Annotated in this window: 18 protein-coding genes, 1 pseudogene and 1 riboswitch; of the genes and pseudogenes, 13 read left to right on the top strand and 6 right to left on the bottom strand. The window is 68.4% G+C overall.

Annotated elements, in window-relative coordinates:
• The first annotated feature begins 22 nt into the window (after nucleotides 1–22).
• From FQ137_RS06500 to FQ137_RS06450, 12 genes and pseudogenes are all read left to right on the top strand, one after another.
• Entirely contained in the window at nucleotides 23–1273 is a 1251-nt protein-coding gene (locus FQ137_RS06500; RefSeq protein ID WP_255583708.1) for an EAL domain-containing protein, read from the top strand.
• Nucleotides 1274–1582: 309 nt separating this feature from the next.
• Complete coding sequence (locus FQ137_RS06495; RefSeq protein WP_149291667.1) at nucleotides 1583–2947, top strand: sugar transferase; 1365 nt, start codon at nucleotides 1583–1585, stop codon at nucleotides 2945–2947.
• Nucleotides 2944–4122, top strand: coding sequence for a diguanylate cyclase (locus FQ137_RS06490; RefSeq protein WP_255583706.1), 1179 nt, complete (start codon nucleotides 2944–2946; stop codon nucleotides 4120–4122). The genes FQ137_RS06495 and FQ137_RS06490 overlap by 4 nt, the downstream gene beginning before the upstream one ends.
• A 47-nt stretch (nucleotides 4123–4169) precedes the next feature.
• Nucleotides 4170–4401, top strand: a riboswitch (cobalamin riboswitch).
• A gap of 34 nt (nucleotides 4402–4435) precedes the next feature.
• On the top strand, nucleotides 4436–5206 hold the full coding sequence (locus tag FQ137_RS06485) for an energy-coupling factor ABC transporter permease (RefSeq protein WP_255583704.1): 771 nt from the start codon (nucleotides 4436–4438) through the stop codon (nucleotides 5204–5206).
• Nucleotides 5203–5565, top strand: coding sequence for an energy-coupling factor ABC transporter substrate-binding protein (locus FQ137_RS06480; RefSeq protein WP_149291666.1), 363 nt, complete (start codon nucleotides 5203–5205; stop codon nucleotides 5563–5565). Before FQ137_RS06485 ends, FQ137_RS06480 begins: the two co-directional genes overlap by 4 nt.
• Entirely contained in the window at nucleotides 5566–6294 is a 729-nt protein-coding gene (locus tag FQ137_RS06475) for an energy-coupling factor transporter transmembrane protein EcfT (RefSeq protein ID WP_149291665.1), read from the top strand. It abuts the gene before it with no gap.
• A complete protein-coding gene (locus FQ137_RS06470) occupies nucleotides 6291–7091 on the top strand; it encodes an energy-coupling factor ABC transporter ATP-binding protein (RefSeq protein WP_149291664.1) in 801 nt (266 codons plus the stop codon). The genes FQ137_RS06475 and FQ137_RS06470 overlap by 4 nt, the downstream gene beginning before the upstream one ends.
• 283 nt (nucleotides 7092–7374) lie before the next feature.
• Nucleotides 7375–9009, top strand: a complete 1635-nt coding sequence (locus tag FQ137_RS06465) for a GMC oxidoreductase (protein WP_149291663.1) — start codon at nucleotides 7375–7377, stop codon at nucleotides 9007–9009.
• Between the two features lie 238 nt (nucleotides 9010–9247).
• Nucleotides 9248–9784, top strand: a pseudogene (locus FQ137_RS15700) (alpha/beta fold hydrolase); the annotation flags it as partial.
• Nucleotides 9781–10116 carry an alpha/beta fold hydrolase gene (locus FQ137_RS15550; RefSeq protein ID WP_255583703.1) on the top strand — a complete coding sequence of 112 codons (336 nt, stop codon included), beginning with the start codon at nucleotides 9781–9783 and terminating at the stop codon, nucleotides 10114–10116. The pseudogene FQ137_RS15700 and the gene FQ137_RS15550, both read left to right, overlap by 4 nt.
• Before the next feature lie 125 nt (nucleotides 10117–10241).
• Nucleotides 10242–11087 carry an SDR family oxidoreductase gene (locus tag FQ137_RS06455; RefSeq protein ID WP_149291662.1) on the top strand — a complete coding sequence of 282 codons (846 nt, stop codon included), beginning with the start codon at nucleotides 10242–10244 and terminating at the stop codon, nucleotides 11085–11087.
• 168 nt (nucleotides 11088–11255) lie between these two features.
• Entirely contained in the window at nucleotides 11256–12182 is a 927-nt protein-coding gene (locus FQ137_RS06450; protein WP_149291661.1) for an MOSC domain-containing protein, read from the top strand.
• Nucleotides 12183–12230: 48 nt separating this feature from the next.
• Here the strand turns inward: FQ137_RS06450 and FQ137_RS06445 are convergent, their stop codons facing one another.
• From FQ137_RS06445 to fdxA, 4 genes are all read right to left on the bottom strand, one after another.
• Complete coding sequence (locus tag FQ137_RS06445; RefSeq protein WP_149291660.1) at nucleotides 12231–13262, bottom strand: MsnO8 family LLM class oxidoreductase; 1032 nt, start codon at nucleotides 13260–13262, stop codon at nucleotides 12231–12233.
• 93 nt (nucleotides 13263–13355) lie between these two features.
• On the bottom strand, nucleotides 13356–14282 hold the full coding sequence (locus FQ137_RS06440; protein ID WP_149291659.1) for an NAD(P)-dependent oxidoreductase: 927 nt from the start codon (nucleotides 14280–14282) through the stop codon (nucleotides 13356–13358).
• A 145-nt stretch (nucleotides 14283–14427) separates the two neighbouring features.
• Nucleotides 14428–15084: a metalloregulator ArsR/SmtB family transcription factor gene (locus tag FQ137_RS06435; protein ID WP_188064816.1), complete on the bottom strand. Its 657-nt coding sequence runs from the start codon at nucleotides 15082–15084 to the stop codon at nucleotides 14428–14430.
• A gap of 50 nt (nucleotides 15085–15134) precedes the next feature.
• Nucleotides 15135–15476 carry a ferredoxin gene (gene fdxA, locus FQ137_RS06430; protein WP_149291657.1) on the bottom strand — a complete coding sequence of 114 codons (342 nt, stop codon included), beginning with the start codon at nucleotides 15474–15476 and terminating at the stop codon, nucleotides 15135–15137.
• A 129-nt stretch (nucleotides 15477–15605) separates the two neighbouring features.
• Between fdxA and FQ137_RS06425 the strand changes: the two genes are divergently transcribed.
• Complete coding sequence (locus FQ137_RS06425) at nucleotides 15606–15800, top strand: ferredoxin (RefSeq protein WP_149291656.1); 195 nt, start codon at nucleotides 15606–15608, stop codon at nucleotides 15798–15800.
• 168 nt (nucleotides 15801–15968) lie between these two features.
• Here FQ137_RS06425 and FQ137_RS06420 read toward each other — a convergent pair whose 3' ends face one another.
• Nucleotides 15969–16166, bottom strand: coding sequence for a hypothetical protein (locus FQ137_RS06420; protein ID WP_149291655.1), 198 nt, complete (start codon nucleotides 16164–16166; stop codon nucleotides 15969–15971).
• Nucleotides 16167–16239: 73 nt separating this feature from the next.
• Nucleotides 16240–16677, bottom strand: coding sequence for a hypothetical protein (locus FQ137_RS06415; RefSeq protein ID WP_188064814.1), 438 nt, complete (start codon nucleotides 16675–16677; stop codon nucleotides 16240–16242).
• Nucleotides 16678–16734: the final 57 nt, after the last annotated feature.

Raw genomic sequence — 16734 nt, 5'->3', positions numbered from 1 at the left:
TCCGGTAACGCAGGAGGTAATGATGTTCGAGTCCTGCCCCGATGACGACTACCTGGCCCGACGTCTCGCAGAATGCTGCCCATCCGGTTTCACGTTCGATTCAGCGGCGCCTGGCGTGATCGTCGTGGGACTAGACCTGTCCGGCAGCTTCCTCGCCACCTTCGGCTTCGCCGGCGCTGACCAGATCAGATCCACCGGCCTGTCGATGCTCCGTGCCGCACTGGGAGAACGCGCAGTCGTCCTGCCCGGCCCCGTGGATCGAACACTGATCGCCCTCTTCGACACCGACGCCAACGACGCCAGCGAACTGGCGGCGGTCCTACTGGAGCACCTCGCGCTCCCTCTACTCCTGTGCGGGCAAGAACACTTCGTCCAATCCCGGGTGGGAATGGCGACGGCATCGAAAACCGGAACGACAGACCCGGACCTCCTCCTGCGCGCGGCGTTCGCGGCCGCCCACGAAGCGTTGGAGTCCGGCGTCCACCTCCACGAGGCCACCGGGTCGACACTGCGACAGGTCCGTGAGACCTCGGAGCTGCGTACAGCGATGGCACGAGCGGCCAGAGCCGACTTCGAGATGCACTACCAGCCCATCGTCGACCTCTCCGATGCCCGAACCCTGGGGTACGAGTCCCTATTGCGCTGGCGCCGGAATGACAGGTTGCTCACCCCGCCGGCATTCCTCCCGGCTGCCGAGGAGACCTCCCTGATCATGCCGATCGGACGGGCCGGGACGCGTGCGGCGGTGGGACAGCTCGCCCAGTGGAACAGCCAGCGACCGGCCGACCCGCTGTTCGTGTCCATCAACTATTCCGTCCGACAGCTGGCAGACCCGTCCCTGCTCACACGAATCCAGCGCTCCCTGGATGACCTTGCGGTCGCCCCCTCCTCACTCTGGGTGGAGATCACCGAACGCGACATCATCGATGTCGCCTCCCCTGCCGTCCGGACGATCGAGACACTCGCGGACATGGGGTGCGTGATCTGCATAGACGACCTCGGAACCGGCTTCGCCGCCCTGCGCTACCTGGCGGATCTACCGGTGAGCGTGGCCAAGGTCGACCGGTCGCTGGTCGGCATGGCTTCGGATCCTTCCATCCGAAAGATCGTCAGCGCCGTGTGCGACATATCCCGGTCGCTGGGGATCGACACCGTCGCCGAGGGAGTGGAAGACGAGGATCAGATCCCCGCCCTGCGCGACATGGGATTCACCCATGCCCAGGGGTACCACTTCGGCCGTCCCGTTCCGGCGGACGCGATCACCGCCCACTGAGGGCCGCCCACGTCAAGCCACCGGCTGAAGACCGCACTCCGTACCGGTGCGAGCACCCCTGACGGGCGCGCCACCGGCCCCTCTCACCATCCCCACCAGCGTTTGTAAGAACCTCTTGCACTTGAGATCGATTAGTATATCCTCACTTTACAGCGCGAGGGCGGGCACGAAAAGACCCCGTCCCGCCCAGGGGGGAGTGGGGCACACTCATGAAAGGCCGACTCGTACGACAGCTAGGCACCCGGCGCGTGCCCACCCGGCGAGACCCAGTGGCGAGCTCTCGACCGCCCCGCGTGAGGTACCTCTGACATGGCGATCCGGAGTGCGGCCATCGTTCCGCAGCAACGCAGGCGCCTTCGCCTGGCGCGACACAGGTCGGACCTCGTCCTGGCGGGACTGGACCTCGCGGTCATGACCGTCGTCCTGGCCACGATCGTGGACACGGTGGCGGGGGCGGTGGCAGGAGCCCTGGTCGTGGCCCTGGCGGTGGAACTGTCGGGGAATTACCGGTCGCTCCTCACCCTCTCGGTGCTCAACGACATTCCCCGACTCGGGGCGACCTCGCTGGTCGGCGCCCTGGCCATCGAGTTCGCCCGCGGCGGGGACGACACCATCGGCGAGTTACTTCTCATGGCCACCGGCATATTCGTGGCGCTCTCGTGCACCCGCGCCGTTTACTACGCGACTATTCGTCGTCACCGCCGCCACTCTCCTGAGGCCCGGCGCCGGACCATCATTGTGGGGGGCGGGGAGGTCGCCGCCGAACTCCTGGACAGCATCCGCGAGTTCCCCGAGCTCGGCCTGGAACCGGTGGCGGTGATCGACGCCGACCCGCTGCTTGGCGGCGGCCGGCTGCCCGTCCCCGTCCTCGACCGTCCGCTCAACGAGGTCGTGACGGAGCTGGACGTACACACCGTGATCGTGGCGTTCCGCCACAGTCCGGATTCCTCGCTGGTATCCCCGCTGCGGCAGTGCGACGAGCTGGACTGCGAGATCTTCATCGTCCCGCGGCTCTACGAGTTCGTTCACCTCAGCTCGGACATGGACCGGATCCACACCATTCCGTTGATCAGGGTTCGGCGCCACATCTACCGGACGTGGTATTGGAAAACCAAGCGGCTCTTCGACATCACCGTGGCCGGGGGCGCGCTACTACTGCTCTCGCCTCTGCTCGCGCTGATTGCGGTGTCCGTGGCGGTGTCCGATCCCAAATCGTCGATCCTGTTCCGGCAGGTGCGGGTGGGGCGCGGTGGCCGCGAATTCATGCTGTATAAGTTCCGCTCGATGCGCTCGGTCACCGCCGAGCACTCCGACACCGACTGGCACCCCGAAGACCGCATCGATCCGATCGGGCGATTGCTGCGCATCTCCTCACTCGACGAGCTACCTCAGCTGTGGAACGTCGTGCGAGGGGACATGGCACTGGTCGGGCCGAGACCGGAGCGTCCGCATTTTGTTGAGCAGTTCGCCCGCAGCGTCCCCTCGTATCAGGACCGTCACCGGGTCCCCGTAGGGCTGACCGGGTGGGCGGCGATCCACGGACTACGCGGAGACACGAACATCGGCGACCGCGCCCTCTACGACAACTTCTATATCCAGAACTGGTCTGTGTGGCTCGACGTGAAAATCCTGCTACTCACCGCCAGAGCGGTTCTCAGGGGCACGGGCTCATGATTATGCCCCTGCAGCTCTGGGAGAGGTACGACGCCCGGTCCGCCGCCGTTCTTGTCAGTAGCTGCGGGGGGCTGCTGCTCCCGCTCCTCGCCATCGCCAGTCCGGAGCTGTTCCACGCGGGCGCGATGTCGGCACTGGTCGCGGTCTGGATGTGCGCTGTCGTCCTGTTCGTCTTCACGATCCGGGTCGGCAAGCTGACGGACAGGCAGTTCGGGGTGGTCGGCATCACCGCCATGGTCGGCGTCGCGATCTCCGCGTCCATCGTGACCGACCCGGCCGTCGCCCCGGCGATCGTCGCGCTCCTGTCCGCGATGCCCGCGATCGCCGCGATGTCGTCGACCAGGCGGACCACGATCGGCTTCACCGTCGCAGCGTTGCTTCTCGCCGCCGGCTTCTCCGTTTTCTGGTCGACCTCCCTCACCGCTCGACTCGTGGCGGTCGCCGCCTCCATCCTTACGGTCTCGATACCCGTGGCCCTGGTCGTGGCCCTCCGGAGCTCCCTGGAGTTCGCGATGGAGAAGGTGGCGCGACTCGGAGAGATCGACCCACTCACCCACGCGTTGAACCGCCGCGGTCTCACCAGGCGGCACGCGCGGGTGTTCGAGCACTGCGTTCGCCGGGGCCTGCCGGTGGGCTTCCTCCTCATCGACATCGACCACTTCAAGTCAGTCAATGACAGCCGCGGGCACACTGCCGGCGATCGGGTGCTCGTGAATTCCGTAGCCACCATCGCCGCAGCGGCGCCACCGCACAGTCTGGTGAGCCGCATCGGCGGCGAGGAGTTCGTGGTGATGTCCGCTGCCGAGAACAAGGCGGACGTGAGCGCCGCCGCGGAACGGATCCGGATGGCGGTCGCGGCGGAAGGCGAGGTGACGGTGAGCGTGGGCGCCGTGGTCGCCTCGATCGTCACAGAGTCCGAGGGCTGCCCGAACGCCTCCGCGATCATTGATGAACTCACCCGGCAGGCGGACCTCGGCGCGTACCGGGCCAAGTCTCTCGGCCGGGACCGGGTGGTGATGCGCACCGCGCCCACGATCCACTGGACACCCGGGATCGAGGACGAGGGCACCGACTCGCCGGTCAACCTCAAGAGTGGTCACCCGTTGGGTGCACTGGCCGGGCAGGAACTCAAACGTCGGCGACAGGCTCCCGAGGAGAGTCGGCGGATCGCCTAGGTGCGTTTCCCCCGGCCGGTCGGCCTGTGGCATCGTCATCGCGCTTCCCCTCGGGAGGCGCCCACGGTATACGCTTTGCGCAGCTACGGCGTTCGGGAACCCGGTGTGAGACCGGGGCGGCCCTCGCCACTGTGAGCGGTGATGTCACCGGTCCTTCGTGCCACTGCCCGCACTTGTCGTGCTGGCGGGAAGGCGGACCGGCGGCGGTTCGGCCCGTCTCGATGAGATGGGCCGGGAAAACCGTGAGCCAGGAGACCGGCCGTGGCTGCCACCACGAGTGCCCGCGAGGTGACGGGCAGAAAGGTTCCACCAGATGCATATCGCAGAGGGTTTCCTGCCGTCGGCGCATGCCGTCGCATGGACCGCCGTCGCGGCGCCGTTCGTGATTCACGGCGCGCGGGAGGTCGTCAGGACTGTCCGTCGGACGCCGGAGGCGGGTGTGCTCCTGGGCGTCGCCGGGGCGTTCACGTTTGTCATGTCGGCCATCAAGCTCCCCTCGGTGACGGGGTCGAGCTCGCACCCGACCGGGACGGGCCTGGGGACGATCATCTTCCGACCACCGGTGATGGCGTTTGTCGCCACCGTGGTCTTGTTGTTCCAGGCGTTGCTGCTCGCGCACGGAGGGATCACCACACTGGGCGCGAATGTGTTCTCCATGGGGGTTGCCGGCCCGTGGGCTGCCTACGCGGCGTTCGTCGCGTGTCGGAGGGTCGCGATGCCGCTGCTGGGTGCGGTGTTCGTCGCCGCGTTCCTCGCCGACCTCATGACGTACATCACCACGAGCGCCCAGCTCGCGTTGGCGTTCCCGAGTGCCGAGCACGGTCTGTGGTATTCGATGGGCGAGTTCCTCGCGGTCTTCGCTTTGACGCAGATCCCGCTCGCGATCGTCGAAGCGCTCGTCGTGGTGGTCATCGTGAGTGTTCTGATGCGCATCGCCTCGCGCGAACTCGACCTCCTCGGCTTCTTCCGGCGTGCACGCCTCTCGGACCCCGAAAACGACGACGACGAGGCAGTCGCCACCGGGGCCGACGGTGGCGCCGGCGGCTCCCAGGCTCGGGTCGGGACCACGGAGGTGTCGCGATGACCGGCCGCAAGCACGTCAACGTGTGGGTGCTCGTCGGGCTGATCGCCGCGGCTTGCGCGATCGCGGTGTTCTCCCTGATCTACGGCACCGGGGCGGGCGGCGCCTTCGAGGGGGCCGACGGACAGGCTGAGGGCACGATCGGCGAGGTGTCGCCGCAGTACGAGCCCTGGTTCGAGCCGCTGGTGCCCGAACTGCCGGGAGAAGTCGAATCGGGACTGTTCGCGCTCCAGGCCGGGATCGGCGGCGGGATCGTCGGCTACGGCATCGGCGTCCTGCGGACCCGGTCCAGGCACCGCCGGGACAGCGGGATCGCTGCCGCGGGCACTGCCACTCCCGGCGCGGCCCCCGCCGGGCACTAGATGAATCCGATCGAACTGGCGGCCTCCCACAACCGCTGGTCGGCCCTCCCCACAGCGGAGAAGCTCCTGCTCTTCGGTGGCTTGCTGGTGGCGGCGCTTCTCGTGCCGCCGCCGGTAGGCCACGCGGTGATCCTGGCCATCTGTGCGGCGTGTGCGCTTGTCCTGGCCCGGGTGCCCGCCCGGGTCTATGTGCCGGCGCTACTCGCGCCCGTCGTGTTTCTCCTCCTGGGCACCGGCCCCCTCATCTGGGATCTGGTGGATTGGCGTTTCGTGGTGGACCCGGCCGGGGTGGACACCGCGTGGCGGACGGTGAGTCGCGCGAGCGCGGCCACCGCTACCACCATCACGCTGGCCTGCACGACTCCGGTCGCGGACCTGCTGGCCGCCGGGCGGCGGGCGGGACTTCCCGGCCCCCTCGCGCACGTCGTGGACACCACGTATCGCCTGATCGGCATCCTCATCGGCACCACCCGCACATTGCGCCAGGCCCACGATCTCCGGCTGGGCAACCGGACCGCGCGCGCCGCGATCAGCTCGGTGGGCACCCAGTTCGCTTCGGTCTTCGTGCTGGCCGTGACTCGCGCCCGGGCGATCGACGACGCGATGTCGATGCGGGCCGAACGAGGCGAGACCGCGGTCCTCGCTCCGGCGCGTCCGGTCTCCCCCGCCCGCGTGGCCGTGATCGGGGTGGTCCTCGTGGCCGTCGCCGCCCTGGGGGTCGTGACGTGACGATCCTCGCCCTCCACGGTGGCCGGTTCTCCTACCGGCGGGCCGACACGCCCGGCGGGCGACGGCACATCGTGCTCGACGGCGTCGACCTGGCGGTGTCTGCCGGGGCGCGGATCGCGCTGCTCGGCGGGAACGGCAGCGGCAAGACCACACTGATGCGCCTGCTAGTGGGTCTGGCCCCCCTCGAGGCGGGCGTGATGGAACTCGACGGTGTGCGGCTCCGGGACCGGCGGGCGGACCGGACCCGTCTCCGGGAGTCCGTGCAGATGGTGCTCCAGGAGCCCGACGATCAGATCTTTGCCACTTCCGTGCGCGCCGACGTGTCGTTTGGCCCCGTCAATCTCGGCCTGGGTTCCGACGAGGTGGCGCGACGGGTCGACGAGGCGTTGGAGTCCCTAGCAATCACCGATCTCGCGGACCGCGTCCCCCACCACTTGTCCTTCGGTCAACGCAAGCGGGTGGCACTCGCCGGAGCGTTGGCGATGCGGCCCCGCGTCCTGCTCCTCGATGAGCCGACTGCGGGACTCGACCCGCTGGCGTGCGACGACCTGGTGGCCGCGTTGGATGCGCTCCACGAGACGGGGACGGCGATCGTCATGGCCACCCACGACGTGGACCTCGCGTGGGCCTGGGCGACCGAGGCTGTCGTGCTCTCGGGGGGCCGACTCACCCGCGGGCCAGCCCACGACGTGCTGCGGGACCGCGAGTTGCTCGCCACGGCCAGACTGAACCCGCCGTGGGGCGCGGCGGTCTCGCATCGTCTCGGCCGAACCGTCCTGCACCCGGGCGAGGTGTGACCCGGCCACCGGGGAGACCGCAGCCCCGCCCCCGACCGACACCCGTAATAGATCTATTATCTTGTCCTGGCCGCCATCTGGACGACTTACCATCCTGACGCCGTGGTGAACTCCGCTGCGACATGTTATTTGCCGGGCCTAAGGACCTCAATTTCCGCCCCTGGACGCCACTGAGATCTTTCGTCGATACCCAACGGTAACCTCTTTCTCAGCCTGTAGACATCTGAGAGTGGGCACCTCCCGGTGCCCGCATGACCTGTCAGAGCCGTCTTCCAGGAGTCTCATGCCCCCGCATCTGTCACTGTCCCGTCGTCGATTTCTCATGAGCACAGGGCTGGCCACCGGCGCCGCTGCGGCTGCGACGCTGGCGTCGTCGTCATCATCGTCCGCAGCGCCGCTTCCCCGGCGCGCACTGGCGGAGGGCGACCGCGTCCCCGCCCTGGTGATCGGCAGCGGCTACGGTGGCGCCGTTGCGGCGCTGCGGCTGACCCGGGCGGGGATCGCCACCCACATCGTGGAGATGGGCCGGAGCTGGGACACACCGGGGCCGGACGGCAAGATCTTCTCGGGGATTCTCGACCCGGACAAGCGGTCCACGTGGCTGTCCGACAGCACCGAGCAGCCCGTCAGCAACTTCATGGGCTTCGGGATCAACAAGAAGATCGAGCGCTACGTCGGCATCCTCGATGCGGAGAGGTTCTCGGGCATCAAGGTGTACCAGGGCCGCGGCGTCGGAGGCGGTTCGCTGGTCAACGGCGGCATGGCCGTCACGCCCAAGCGGGACTACTTCGAGCACATCCTGCCGACCGTCGACTCGGCGCAGATGTACGACACCTACTTCCCGCGCGCGAACGCCGCCCTCGGCGTCAACCACATCGACCAGGCCTGGTTCGAATCCACGCCCTGGTACAAGTTCGCCCGCACCGGCCGCAAGACCGCGCACCGTTCCGGATTCGCCACGACGTTCGTGCCCAACGTGTACGACTTCGACTACATGAAGCGCGAGGCCGCGGGAACGGCGTCGGCCTCCGCCCTGGGCGGCGAGGTGATCTACGGCAACAACGCGGGCAAGAAGTCCCTGGATAAGACCTATCTCGCCCAGGCCGCGGCCACCGGCAAACTCACCATCTCCCCGCTGCACAAGGTCACGGCCGTCGCGCCTGCCGCCGGCGGCGGCTACCAGGTGACGATCGAGCAGATCAACGAGCAGGGCGCGGTGATCGCCACCAAGAACGTCACCGCGGACCGGGTTTTCTTCGCCGCCGGAAGCGTCGGGACCAGCAAGCTACTCGTGTCGATGAAGGCGCAGGGCCTCCTACCCAACCTGTCATCCCAGGTGGGTGAGGGGTGGGGCAACAACGGCAACATCATGTTCGGGCGCGCCAACCACATGTGGGACGCCACCGGCCCCAAGCAGTCGACCATCCCCACCATGGGGATCGACAACTGGTCCGACCCCACCGCATCGATCTTCGCCGAGATCGCCCCGCTACCGGCGGGCCTGGAAACCTACGTGAGCCTGTACCTCGCGATCACCAACAACCCGGAACGGGCCCGCTTCCAGTTCAACGCCGCCACCGGCAAGGTCGACCTCACCTGGAAGGTGTCCCAGAACCAGCCGGGCATCGCCATGGCCAAGAAGGTGTTCGACAAGATCAACAAGAAAGAGGGCACCATCTACCGCACCGACCTCTTCGGTGTGTACAAGACCTGGGGCGACGACTTCACCTACCACCCGCTCGGCGGCTGCGTACTGGGCAGGGCGACCGACAACCACGGACGACTCCACGAATACCCCGGCCTCTACGTGGTCGACGGTTCACTGGTCCCGGGCAACGTGGGCGTCAACCCGTTCGTCACCATCACCGCGCTCGCCGAGCGGAACATGGACGTCATCATCGCCACCGACCTGCAGTAGGCCGGGCGGGCGGCCGATGACTGCCAGCTCCGCCGGGTCGCCTCCGGCGAGGTTTCTCCGGGACTTGTGCGCGGTGAATGCACGAATCTACCGACTTACGCTGCGTGTCGGGACCATTCCCCACGCGCAAGCCGTGGCGGCCAGCGCGGACCGAGCAGCTAACCGCTACCCCGCCGGGTAATCCAGGTTCAACGTGACGCGCACCTCGGCGATCCTCGAACCACTTAGGCTGGCGGGCATGACCGAGCACCTCGTGCACGTCGGCGATCGGGCGATCGCCGTTCGGGACTTCGGGGCTGCGGATGGTGAGCCGGTGCTGCACTTCCACGGGACGCCGGGGTCTCGTCTCGAGATGGATTTTGGGTCCGACATCGCGCGACGAAGGGACGTGCGTGTGGTGGCGTTCGACCGCCCCGGATATGGCAGATCCGATCCCGGCCCCATCCGTGCGGTGCAAGTCGCGGGGGACGCGGAAGCGATCCTGGACCGCCTTCGGATCGATCGTGTGGCCCTCTCGGCCTGGTCAGGTGGCGGAGCGTTCGCGCTGGCCACCGCCGCCAGGATGCCCGAGCGAGTCACTCGGGTCGGGGTCGCCGGAGGAGTCGCCCCTATCCTGGAGCTGCCGGACGGAGAGCAGTTCCTGACCCCGAACGATCTCGAGGCTCTCTCCCACCTCCCTGCGGACCCGCCCCGCGCCGCGGAGCTGTTCTTCTCAGGCAACAAGGACACGCTTGACGCGATGGTGTCCGTGATAGATGACGATGCCGCGCCGTGGATCGACTGGATGTGGCAGGACAGCGACCCGCAGGTGCGGAGGCGAGGCGGGCACTGTTCGTCTCTTTCCGCGAGGCACTGCGGCAGGGAGCGCTGGCGATCGCGTGGGACAACGTCGCCTTTGTCGGTCCGTGGGGGTTCCGACTCGACGACGTCACCGTTCCTGTCCACCTCTGGCACGGAAGCGAGGATCAGATGGTGCCCCGTTCCCACGGCGAGTGGTTGGCGGCGCATCTCCCCCACGCGACGCTGAAGATCTACGAGGGAGAGGGCCACCTCCTGCCGCTTCGCCACTGGGACGAGATGCTGCGAACACTGACCTCCGCGGCCTGAACGGCGGGGACCCGAGGGTTCCGATCCACAACCCGAAGGTTACTCGCGGGTAACCTGTCGTTCCAGGGCTGCCATGCGTCGCCCCGTGAACGTAAGCCCCGGTCCGCCGGAGAAGGAGTGCAGACATGAGCGATAATTCGAACAACGTTGTCCGTGGAGCGACGGTCGTCGTCACCGGAGCCGCCCGCGGCATGGGAGAGCTTTACGCGCGTCGCGCGGTGCGTGAGGGGGCCCGTGCCGTGGCCCTGTGGGACGTAGACCTACCCGCGGCCACCACGCTCGCGCAGGAAATAACCACCCCTGCATGCGAGGTCCGTGCGTACGGTGTCGATCTGGCGGATGCCGCGGCGATCGCCTCGACCGCGCAGCGCACCCGCGACGACCTCGGCTCGGTGACCATCCTCATCAACAACGCGGGCATCGTGCGCGGCGGCTACTTCGCCGATCAGGACATCGCCCGCGACATCGAACCGACGATGGCCATCAACGCGCTGGCGCCCATGCTGGTGACGCGGGAGTTCCTGCCGGCGATGATCGCCGACCGGTCCCGCGAGCACCGCATCCTCAACATTTCGTCCGCGGCCGGCACACTCGCCAATCCGGGGATGAGCGTGTACGCCGCCTCCAAGTGGTCGCTTCTCGGGTGGAGCGAGTCGCTCCGACTGGAGATGGAGAGCAGCGGGAACTCTCACGTGGCGGTGACGGCCTTCTGCCCGAGCTTCGTCTCCACCGGCATGTTCGAGGGCGCCCGCGGTCCGCTGATGACGCCGATCATGACCCCCGAGGCTGCCGCGGACGCGGCCTGGCAGGGCATGCTCGACCGTCAGCCGGTGGTGCTCCGCCCGTGGACGGTCAAGGTCTCGATGGCCCTGCGCGGCATCCTGCCGACGCGGGTGTGGGACGTGCTGGCCGACAAGGTCTTCAAGGTCTACTCCTCGATGGACAATTTCAAGGGCCACGGCGGGAACTGACCGGCGCCCGGGCGCCGGGCCGGACGCTATCGGGCGCGGGGCCGGGCGCAATCGGGCGCGGGGCCGGGCGCACCGGACTCGCTGAATAGCGCCGACAGGTGTCAACACATTGCTACGGTGCGACCTGTGCCTGGGCCGACGGGGTCCGGCGGGCGAGGTGACGAAAGCATGCGAGTGGGCCGGGTCGGTGAACTGTGGCGGTATCCCGTCAAGTCGATGCAGGGTGATCGCCTGTCCACGGCGGAGATCACCACCCGCTGGGGTGTGCCCGGCGACCGAGGGTGGGGGCTGCGCGACGAGACCGTCGGGGAGATCCGCGGCGCCAAACGCATCACCTCCCTGTTGCAGTTCCACGCCCGCTACCTCGAGGAGCCGGCCGGGGATTCGACGCCGCCGGTGGAGATCACGTTTCCCGACGGGTCGGTGCGGCGCAGCGACGACGACGACATCCATGCGGCCCTCTCGAAGACGGTCGGCCGCGACGTGACGCTGTGGCCACGCATGCCGCGGGACGACCACGCGCACTACCGCAGGGTGCGAACCAGCAAGAGCGAGATGCTCGCCCAACACGACCTGGGACCGAACGAGGAGTTCCCGGACTTCTCCGCCCTGCCCGAGGACGTGCTGGCCGAGCTGTCCCGGTTCGCGACCCCGCCGGGCACCTATTTCGATGCGATGCCCCTGTCTCTACTCACGACCGCCTCTCTGGCCACCGTCCGTCGGGCGGCGCCGGACTCGGCGATCGACTCCCGACGGTTTCGCAAGAACATCATCCTGGAGACCGATGCCGGAATTGAGACGGCAAGCGGCGGGTGTCCGGAGCTCGACTGGGTGGGCCGCCGGCTCCAGATCGGCGAGGTCGAGTGCGACGTGGTGATGCCTATCGCGCGGTGCATCATGGTGGGCCTGCCGCAGGCAGAGCTCCCGCACGACCGGGCCATCCTGCGGGCCCTGGCAACCAGTACCGGCATGGAACTGGGCGTCTACCTCCGCGTCGTCACCCCGGGCACGATCTGCGAGGGTGACGTGGTCGACCTGCACGAGGCCGGGTCGGCCGCCGAGCGCGCCCCGATCGCCGCCCCAGGGGCGCACTAACTTTCTGCGGCGGTCCCCTCTCAGGACATCGACCGAAAAGGGTATTGCCTACCGCCTCGGCGCCAGCTCGAACATCTCGGCCAGCAGGGTGTGTGAGTGTCGCCGGGCGACCGGGTCGGCGATCATGTCCTGGATCATGAGTTCGTCGGCGCCGGACTCGTCGAGCATCTGCTCCAGCGTCGCCCGCACCTCGTCGGGCCCGCCGGCCACGAAGCGCGGCCACTGCCCGTCCACGATCGACGTGGGCTCGTCCCGCTCAGCATCGGTCATTTCGCGCGCACCCTCGTCCGCCGACGGCACCGTCACCTGGCCCGCCGCGCGTCCGGCCCGGCCGAGACGCGAGTAGAAGCCCTTCGGCGAGTTGGCCAGGTGCAGGCCCTCGGCGGCGGTGTCCCCCACCGTGACGTTGACCGCCAGGATCGCGCGCGGGGTGTCGAGCCCGAAACCCTGCGGCTGGAACGACTCCCGGTAGTGGCGCAGCGCCGGGGCCGCGCCACGCGGGTTGATGAACCCGGCGAACGTGTAGCCGATACCCAAGCCTGCAGCCAGGTTGGAGCCACTGGGACTGGAGCCGAGCAGCCAGGTCTGCGGGATCTCGGGCACGCTCGCCATCAGCTGATGCCCGGCGAACGGGTGGTCTGAGGGGAACGTCCCGTACAGCCACGCCAGCGTTTCCAGCACTTGCTGCTGGTGATCGACCTGCGCGGGGTGCTCACGGTTCTGCTGCAGCGCCAGGTCCAGCACCGGCCCGGCGGTGGCGCGCCCCATCCCCAGATCGATGCGGCCGGGCGCCATCGCCTCGAGCTGCTTGAACATCTCGGCCACCTTGAACGGGCTGTAGTGGTTCATCAGCACCGCCCCCGACCCGAGCCGGATCTCCGAGGTCTGCGTGGCGGCCGCCGCTATCAGCAGCTCCGGATGATGCGAGGCCCCCGACCGACTCAAGTGATGCTCGGCGAACCACACGCGATGAAACCCGGCCGCCTCCGCATGACGGGCGCCCTCCAAAGAATCGGCGAGCGCCTCCTTCTCGGTGATCCCGGGAGCCACGGTCCCGAGGTCAACGATCGATAGCTTCACGTGGACTCTCCTCTGCGGTGGCGGCTGCTCTGCCGCCCACCGTACGGGGGCCCTGGTGGGTTCGGCTCCTGGTCGGGCGCGCGGCCCACGGGGTCACCGTCCGGCGGTGCGTTCGTAGTCGCGGACCGTCGTGACCAGCTGTCCGATCGCTCTGGTGCAGTCACCGCGGCGGTAGTCGAGCACGCGCATCGTCTCGGCGTCCGTCTCATAGGCGATGGTGTTGCCCCGGCCCTGCAGAATCGCGGCGTCGGGCAGCAGCGGATGCGGTTCGTCGCGCTCGACGATCGTGCGACCACCGCCGGCGGCGTCCACCATGCGTTGGAAGAATTCCCGGTAGGTCAGGTTCTCGTCCCCGACGAGGTAGGCGGCCCCGGGCTCACCACGGTGCAGGGCCCCCGCGACGGCCTGGGCGAGCGACCGCGCGGACATGTAGTTGGTGCCGCCGGGTGGAGCGAAGTCCGGGATGTCCGGCTGGTCTCCGGCCGCCCAGGCGACGAACCTGCGATACCTCTCGGCGGAGGCCCCCGGGACGACCCCGAGGATCGAGGGAGGGTTGAGCGTGCACGCCGCGAAGGACGAGTCGGCGAGCGCCCGCGTCCGTTCGTCGGCGTCCCGGCGCGCGGCCACGTACGGGTTGGCGTCTGCGAGCGCCGGATCGTACTGGTGGTAGTAGCTGCCGACCTGTACGAACCGAGTCACGCCTGCCGCTTTGGCCAGGGCCGCGAACCGCGGGACCCCCTCGCTCTGCGTGGTGCGCCAGAACTCCTCGTCGTCGTCGGTACGGGTCTTGTGCCGGATGTCCTGCCCGGCGGCGAAGGCGATGCCCTCGAACCCGGACAGGTCGTCGGCGGTGAGGGTGGGCACCGTGTAGTCGGCGGTAATCAACGGGAAGTCGGCGACCGGCGAGGTGTGTGGCACCGGCCCGCGCGCGGCGACGGTGACGTCGTCGCCCCTCTCGCGCAGCAGGGTGGCCACGTGGGCACCGATCATGCCGGTGCCACCGACGACGAGGACCTTCATGGCAGGACGCCTTTCATACGGTGCGCGAGCCACGACGGGCCGGGCGGGGACGGTCAGGTGCACCCCATTCTGACGGCCCGCGTCACACCATCCCCGGCGGGTACAACAAATGTTGTGCCGCGCTTCCGGGGGATGTCGGTGGCGCTCACCGATCGCTGGCGGCTCTGCGGCAACATATGGTGACCTCGCAGACGGACGGCGTGACGAACGGGCGCAGTTCCACATCCCATGCGGCATGGGTGTCGACTGCCTGCCGCACCCCCTCGAGCATGCCGGCGTGGAGGGCGCACACGCTGGCTTGCTGGGTGTCGGCCAGGTCGGCGAATGCGCAGTTGAGCAGCGAGATCCGCGTACGGCCGCTGCCGTCGTCGTCTGGGCGCGCGGCCCCGGGCGCGAACCCGGTCTGGTCGAGATGCCGCGCGATCGCCTCATGGATGTCGCTCGAGCCGGCGCCGAGGCACCGCTTCTCGCCCCAGCGTCGGCCGGCCTCCCACACCTCCGAGTGGTCACCGTCCGCGGCGCGGCTTTCGGCTCCTTCGACGAGGATCCGGGATAGCAGCACCGGGTCCCGGTGGCCGAGCGAGCCGGGCTGCGCAGTAGCCGTATAGACCGCGCTGGGGCGCCCGCGGCCGCCGTGGTGCTGTTCGGAGCGCTCAACGGTCCCGTCGGATTGCAGCGTCTCTAGGTGGAAGCGGACGGTGTTGGGGTGGAGAGCCAGTTGTTCCGCCAGCTCGTCAACCCTCATCGGCCCTGCCGCCGAGCGCACGGCGGCCAGGACCCGGAGTCGCGTTCGGCCTTCCACGCCCGAGATCCTAGCCGGGATGCGCATCGGGCCGGCCGGCCGAAGCGGGCCTATTCGGCGGGAGGGCGTGATGCCACGAGCGGCGCGTCTGCCGGCACCGGCCCCACCTTTGCCGCCCCGCCCGGGGAGCCCAGTGCGCTGTCCCGGCCAGGCAGTGGTTGTTCAAAGAAATCCGCGTTGTCGGCCGCGTAGTCGCTCCACTCGGCCGGCAGGTCGTCCTCGTAGAAGATCGCCTCGACGGGGCAGACCGGCTCGCAGGCTCCGCAGTCCACGCACTCGTCGGGGTGGATGTACAGGGCGCGGCCGCCTTCGTAGATGCAGTCGACCGGGCATTCCTCGACGCAGCTGCGATCCATGACGTCGACACAGGGTTCGGCGATCACATAGGTCATGTTCCCCTCCTCGAGGCTCTGTGACGGTGATAATATATCCAATACCCATTGGAGTAAATGGTGAACGCGGCTACTCGTTCGAGTCAGAGCCGAGTACGGCGTGCCACACCGGGAGTGAGGGGGATCGACATGAGGGTGATCGTGGACCCGAACCGCTGCGAGGGCCAGGCGGTGTGCGTGGGACTGGTGCCGGCAGTGTTCGAACTGAACGACGACGACGAGATCGTTCGCATTGTCGTAGACGACGTCCCCGCCGAGCACGTTAGGCTCGTCCGCAAGGCGGTAGAGAAGTGCCCGATGGCCGCTCTGCGAATCGAGGAGTGAACTCCTCCGCCTGACCTCGAGGCACCGGACTCAAACGACGCCGACGGCCCCCGCCGGCGCGAGGTGTCCCATCCGGTCTTCCTCGCGCGTCGCGCGGTCGATTCCGTTCACGTTTCCCCTGTTCGCGGTCTGGCGAACCGCACATTTGTGACCACTCGGCGGGGCGGGTTATTGGTCGGCGTAGTCGGCGGCGTCCTGGAGCGCGTCGGCGAGATCGAGGACCAGCTCGGGGGGGATTGTTATTTCAGCCCCATCCTGGCGGACGATCACCGTCGTCTCCCCATGCTCCTGGACCACCTCGACATCGATGCCAAACCGGCCGACCCCTTTCCGGATCGTTTCGACGTGTGCTGCGTTCATGCTCACGGCGTCCTCGCTCCCTCACGTTGCGGTCAGTGTTGCGGCTCAGTCGTACACTCACGCCGCAGCGCGCGACGACTCAGCCCCTGCTCGCCCACCACTCGAGCACCCGCCTGTTCATGTCCCCGGTCGAGCCGTCTCCCCACCGCGGGTAGTCGAACCACATGCGCAATGGCGGGCCGCCAAGCGTCGGCACGTCGACGAAGCCCAGGCTGCGCTGCGGGCTGAACTCTCGCATATCGAGCGACGAGCACGAGATCACCGGGTCGAAGCCCGTCGCGCACGCCACCTCGACTCCCTGGTCGACCGGGGTGAGCACGCGTGTGCCGGTGACCGACGGGTTCCAGAACCCGGGGTCCTGCGGGCCGATCACGTCGGTGACCACCTGTTGCATGCCCCGGGGAATCGGCGGGGCGGCCGGCTGGGCGTGTGCTGGCGCCGCGCCGAGCACGCTCGCCGCGATGCCTGCCGTGATCGCGGCGCCGACAACGGCCGTGGACGTGCGCAGTGCTGTCATGAGTCTCCCGAGGTGGGTGGATGCGGTCCGGCCAGCGTAGGCACCGCGCAGCCGATC

This window comes from Dietzia sp. ANT_WB102 (genome assembly GCF_008369165.1).
Lineage (GTDB): Bacteria > Actinomycetota > Actinomycetes > Mycobacteriales > Mycobacteriaceae > Dietzia.
Note: the sequence above shows the minus strand (reverse complement) of the source record. Positions and strands in the feature narration are given on the sequence as shown.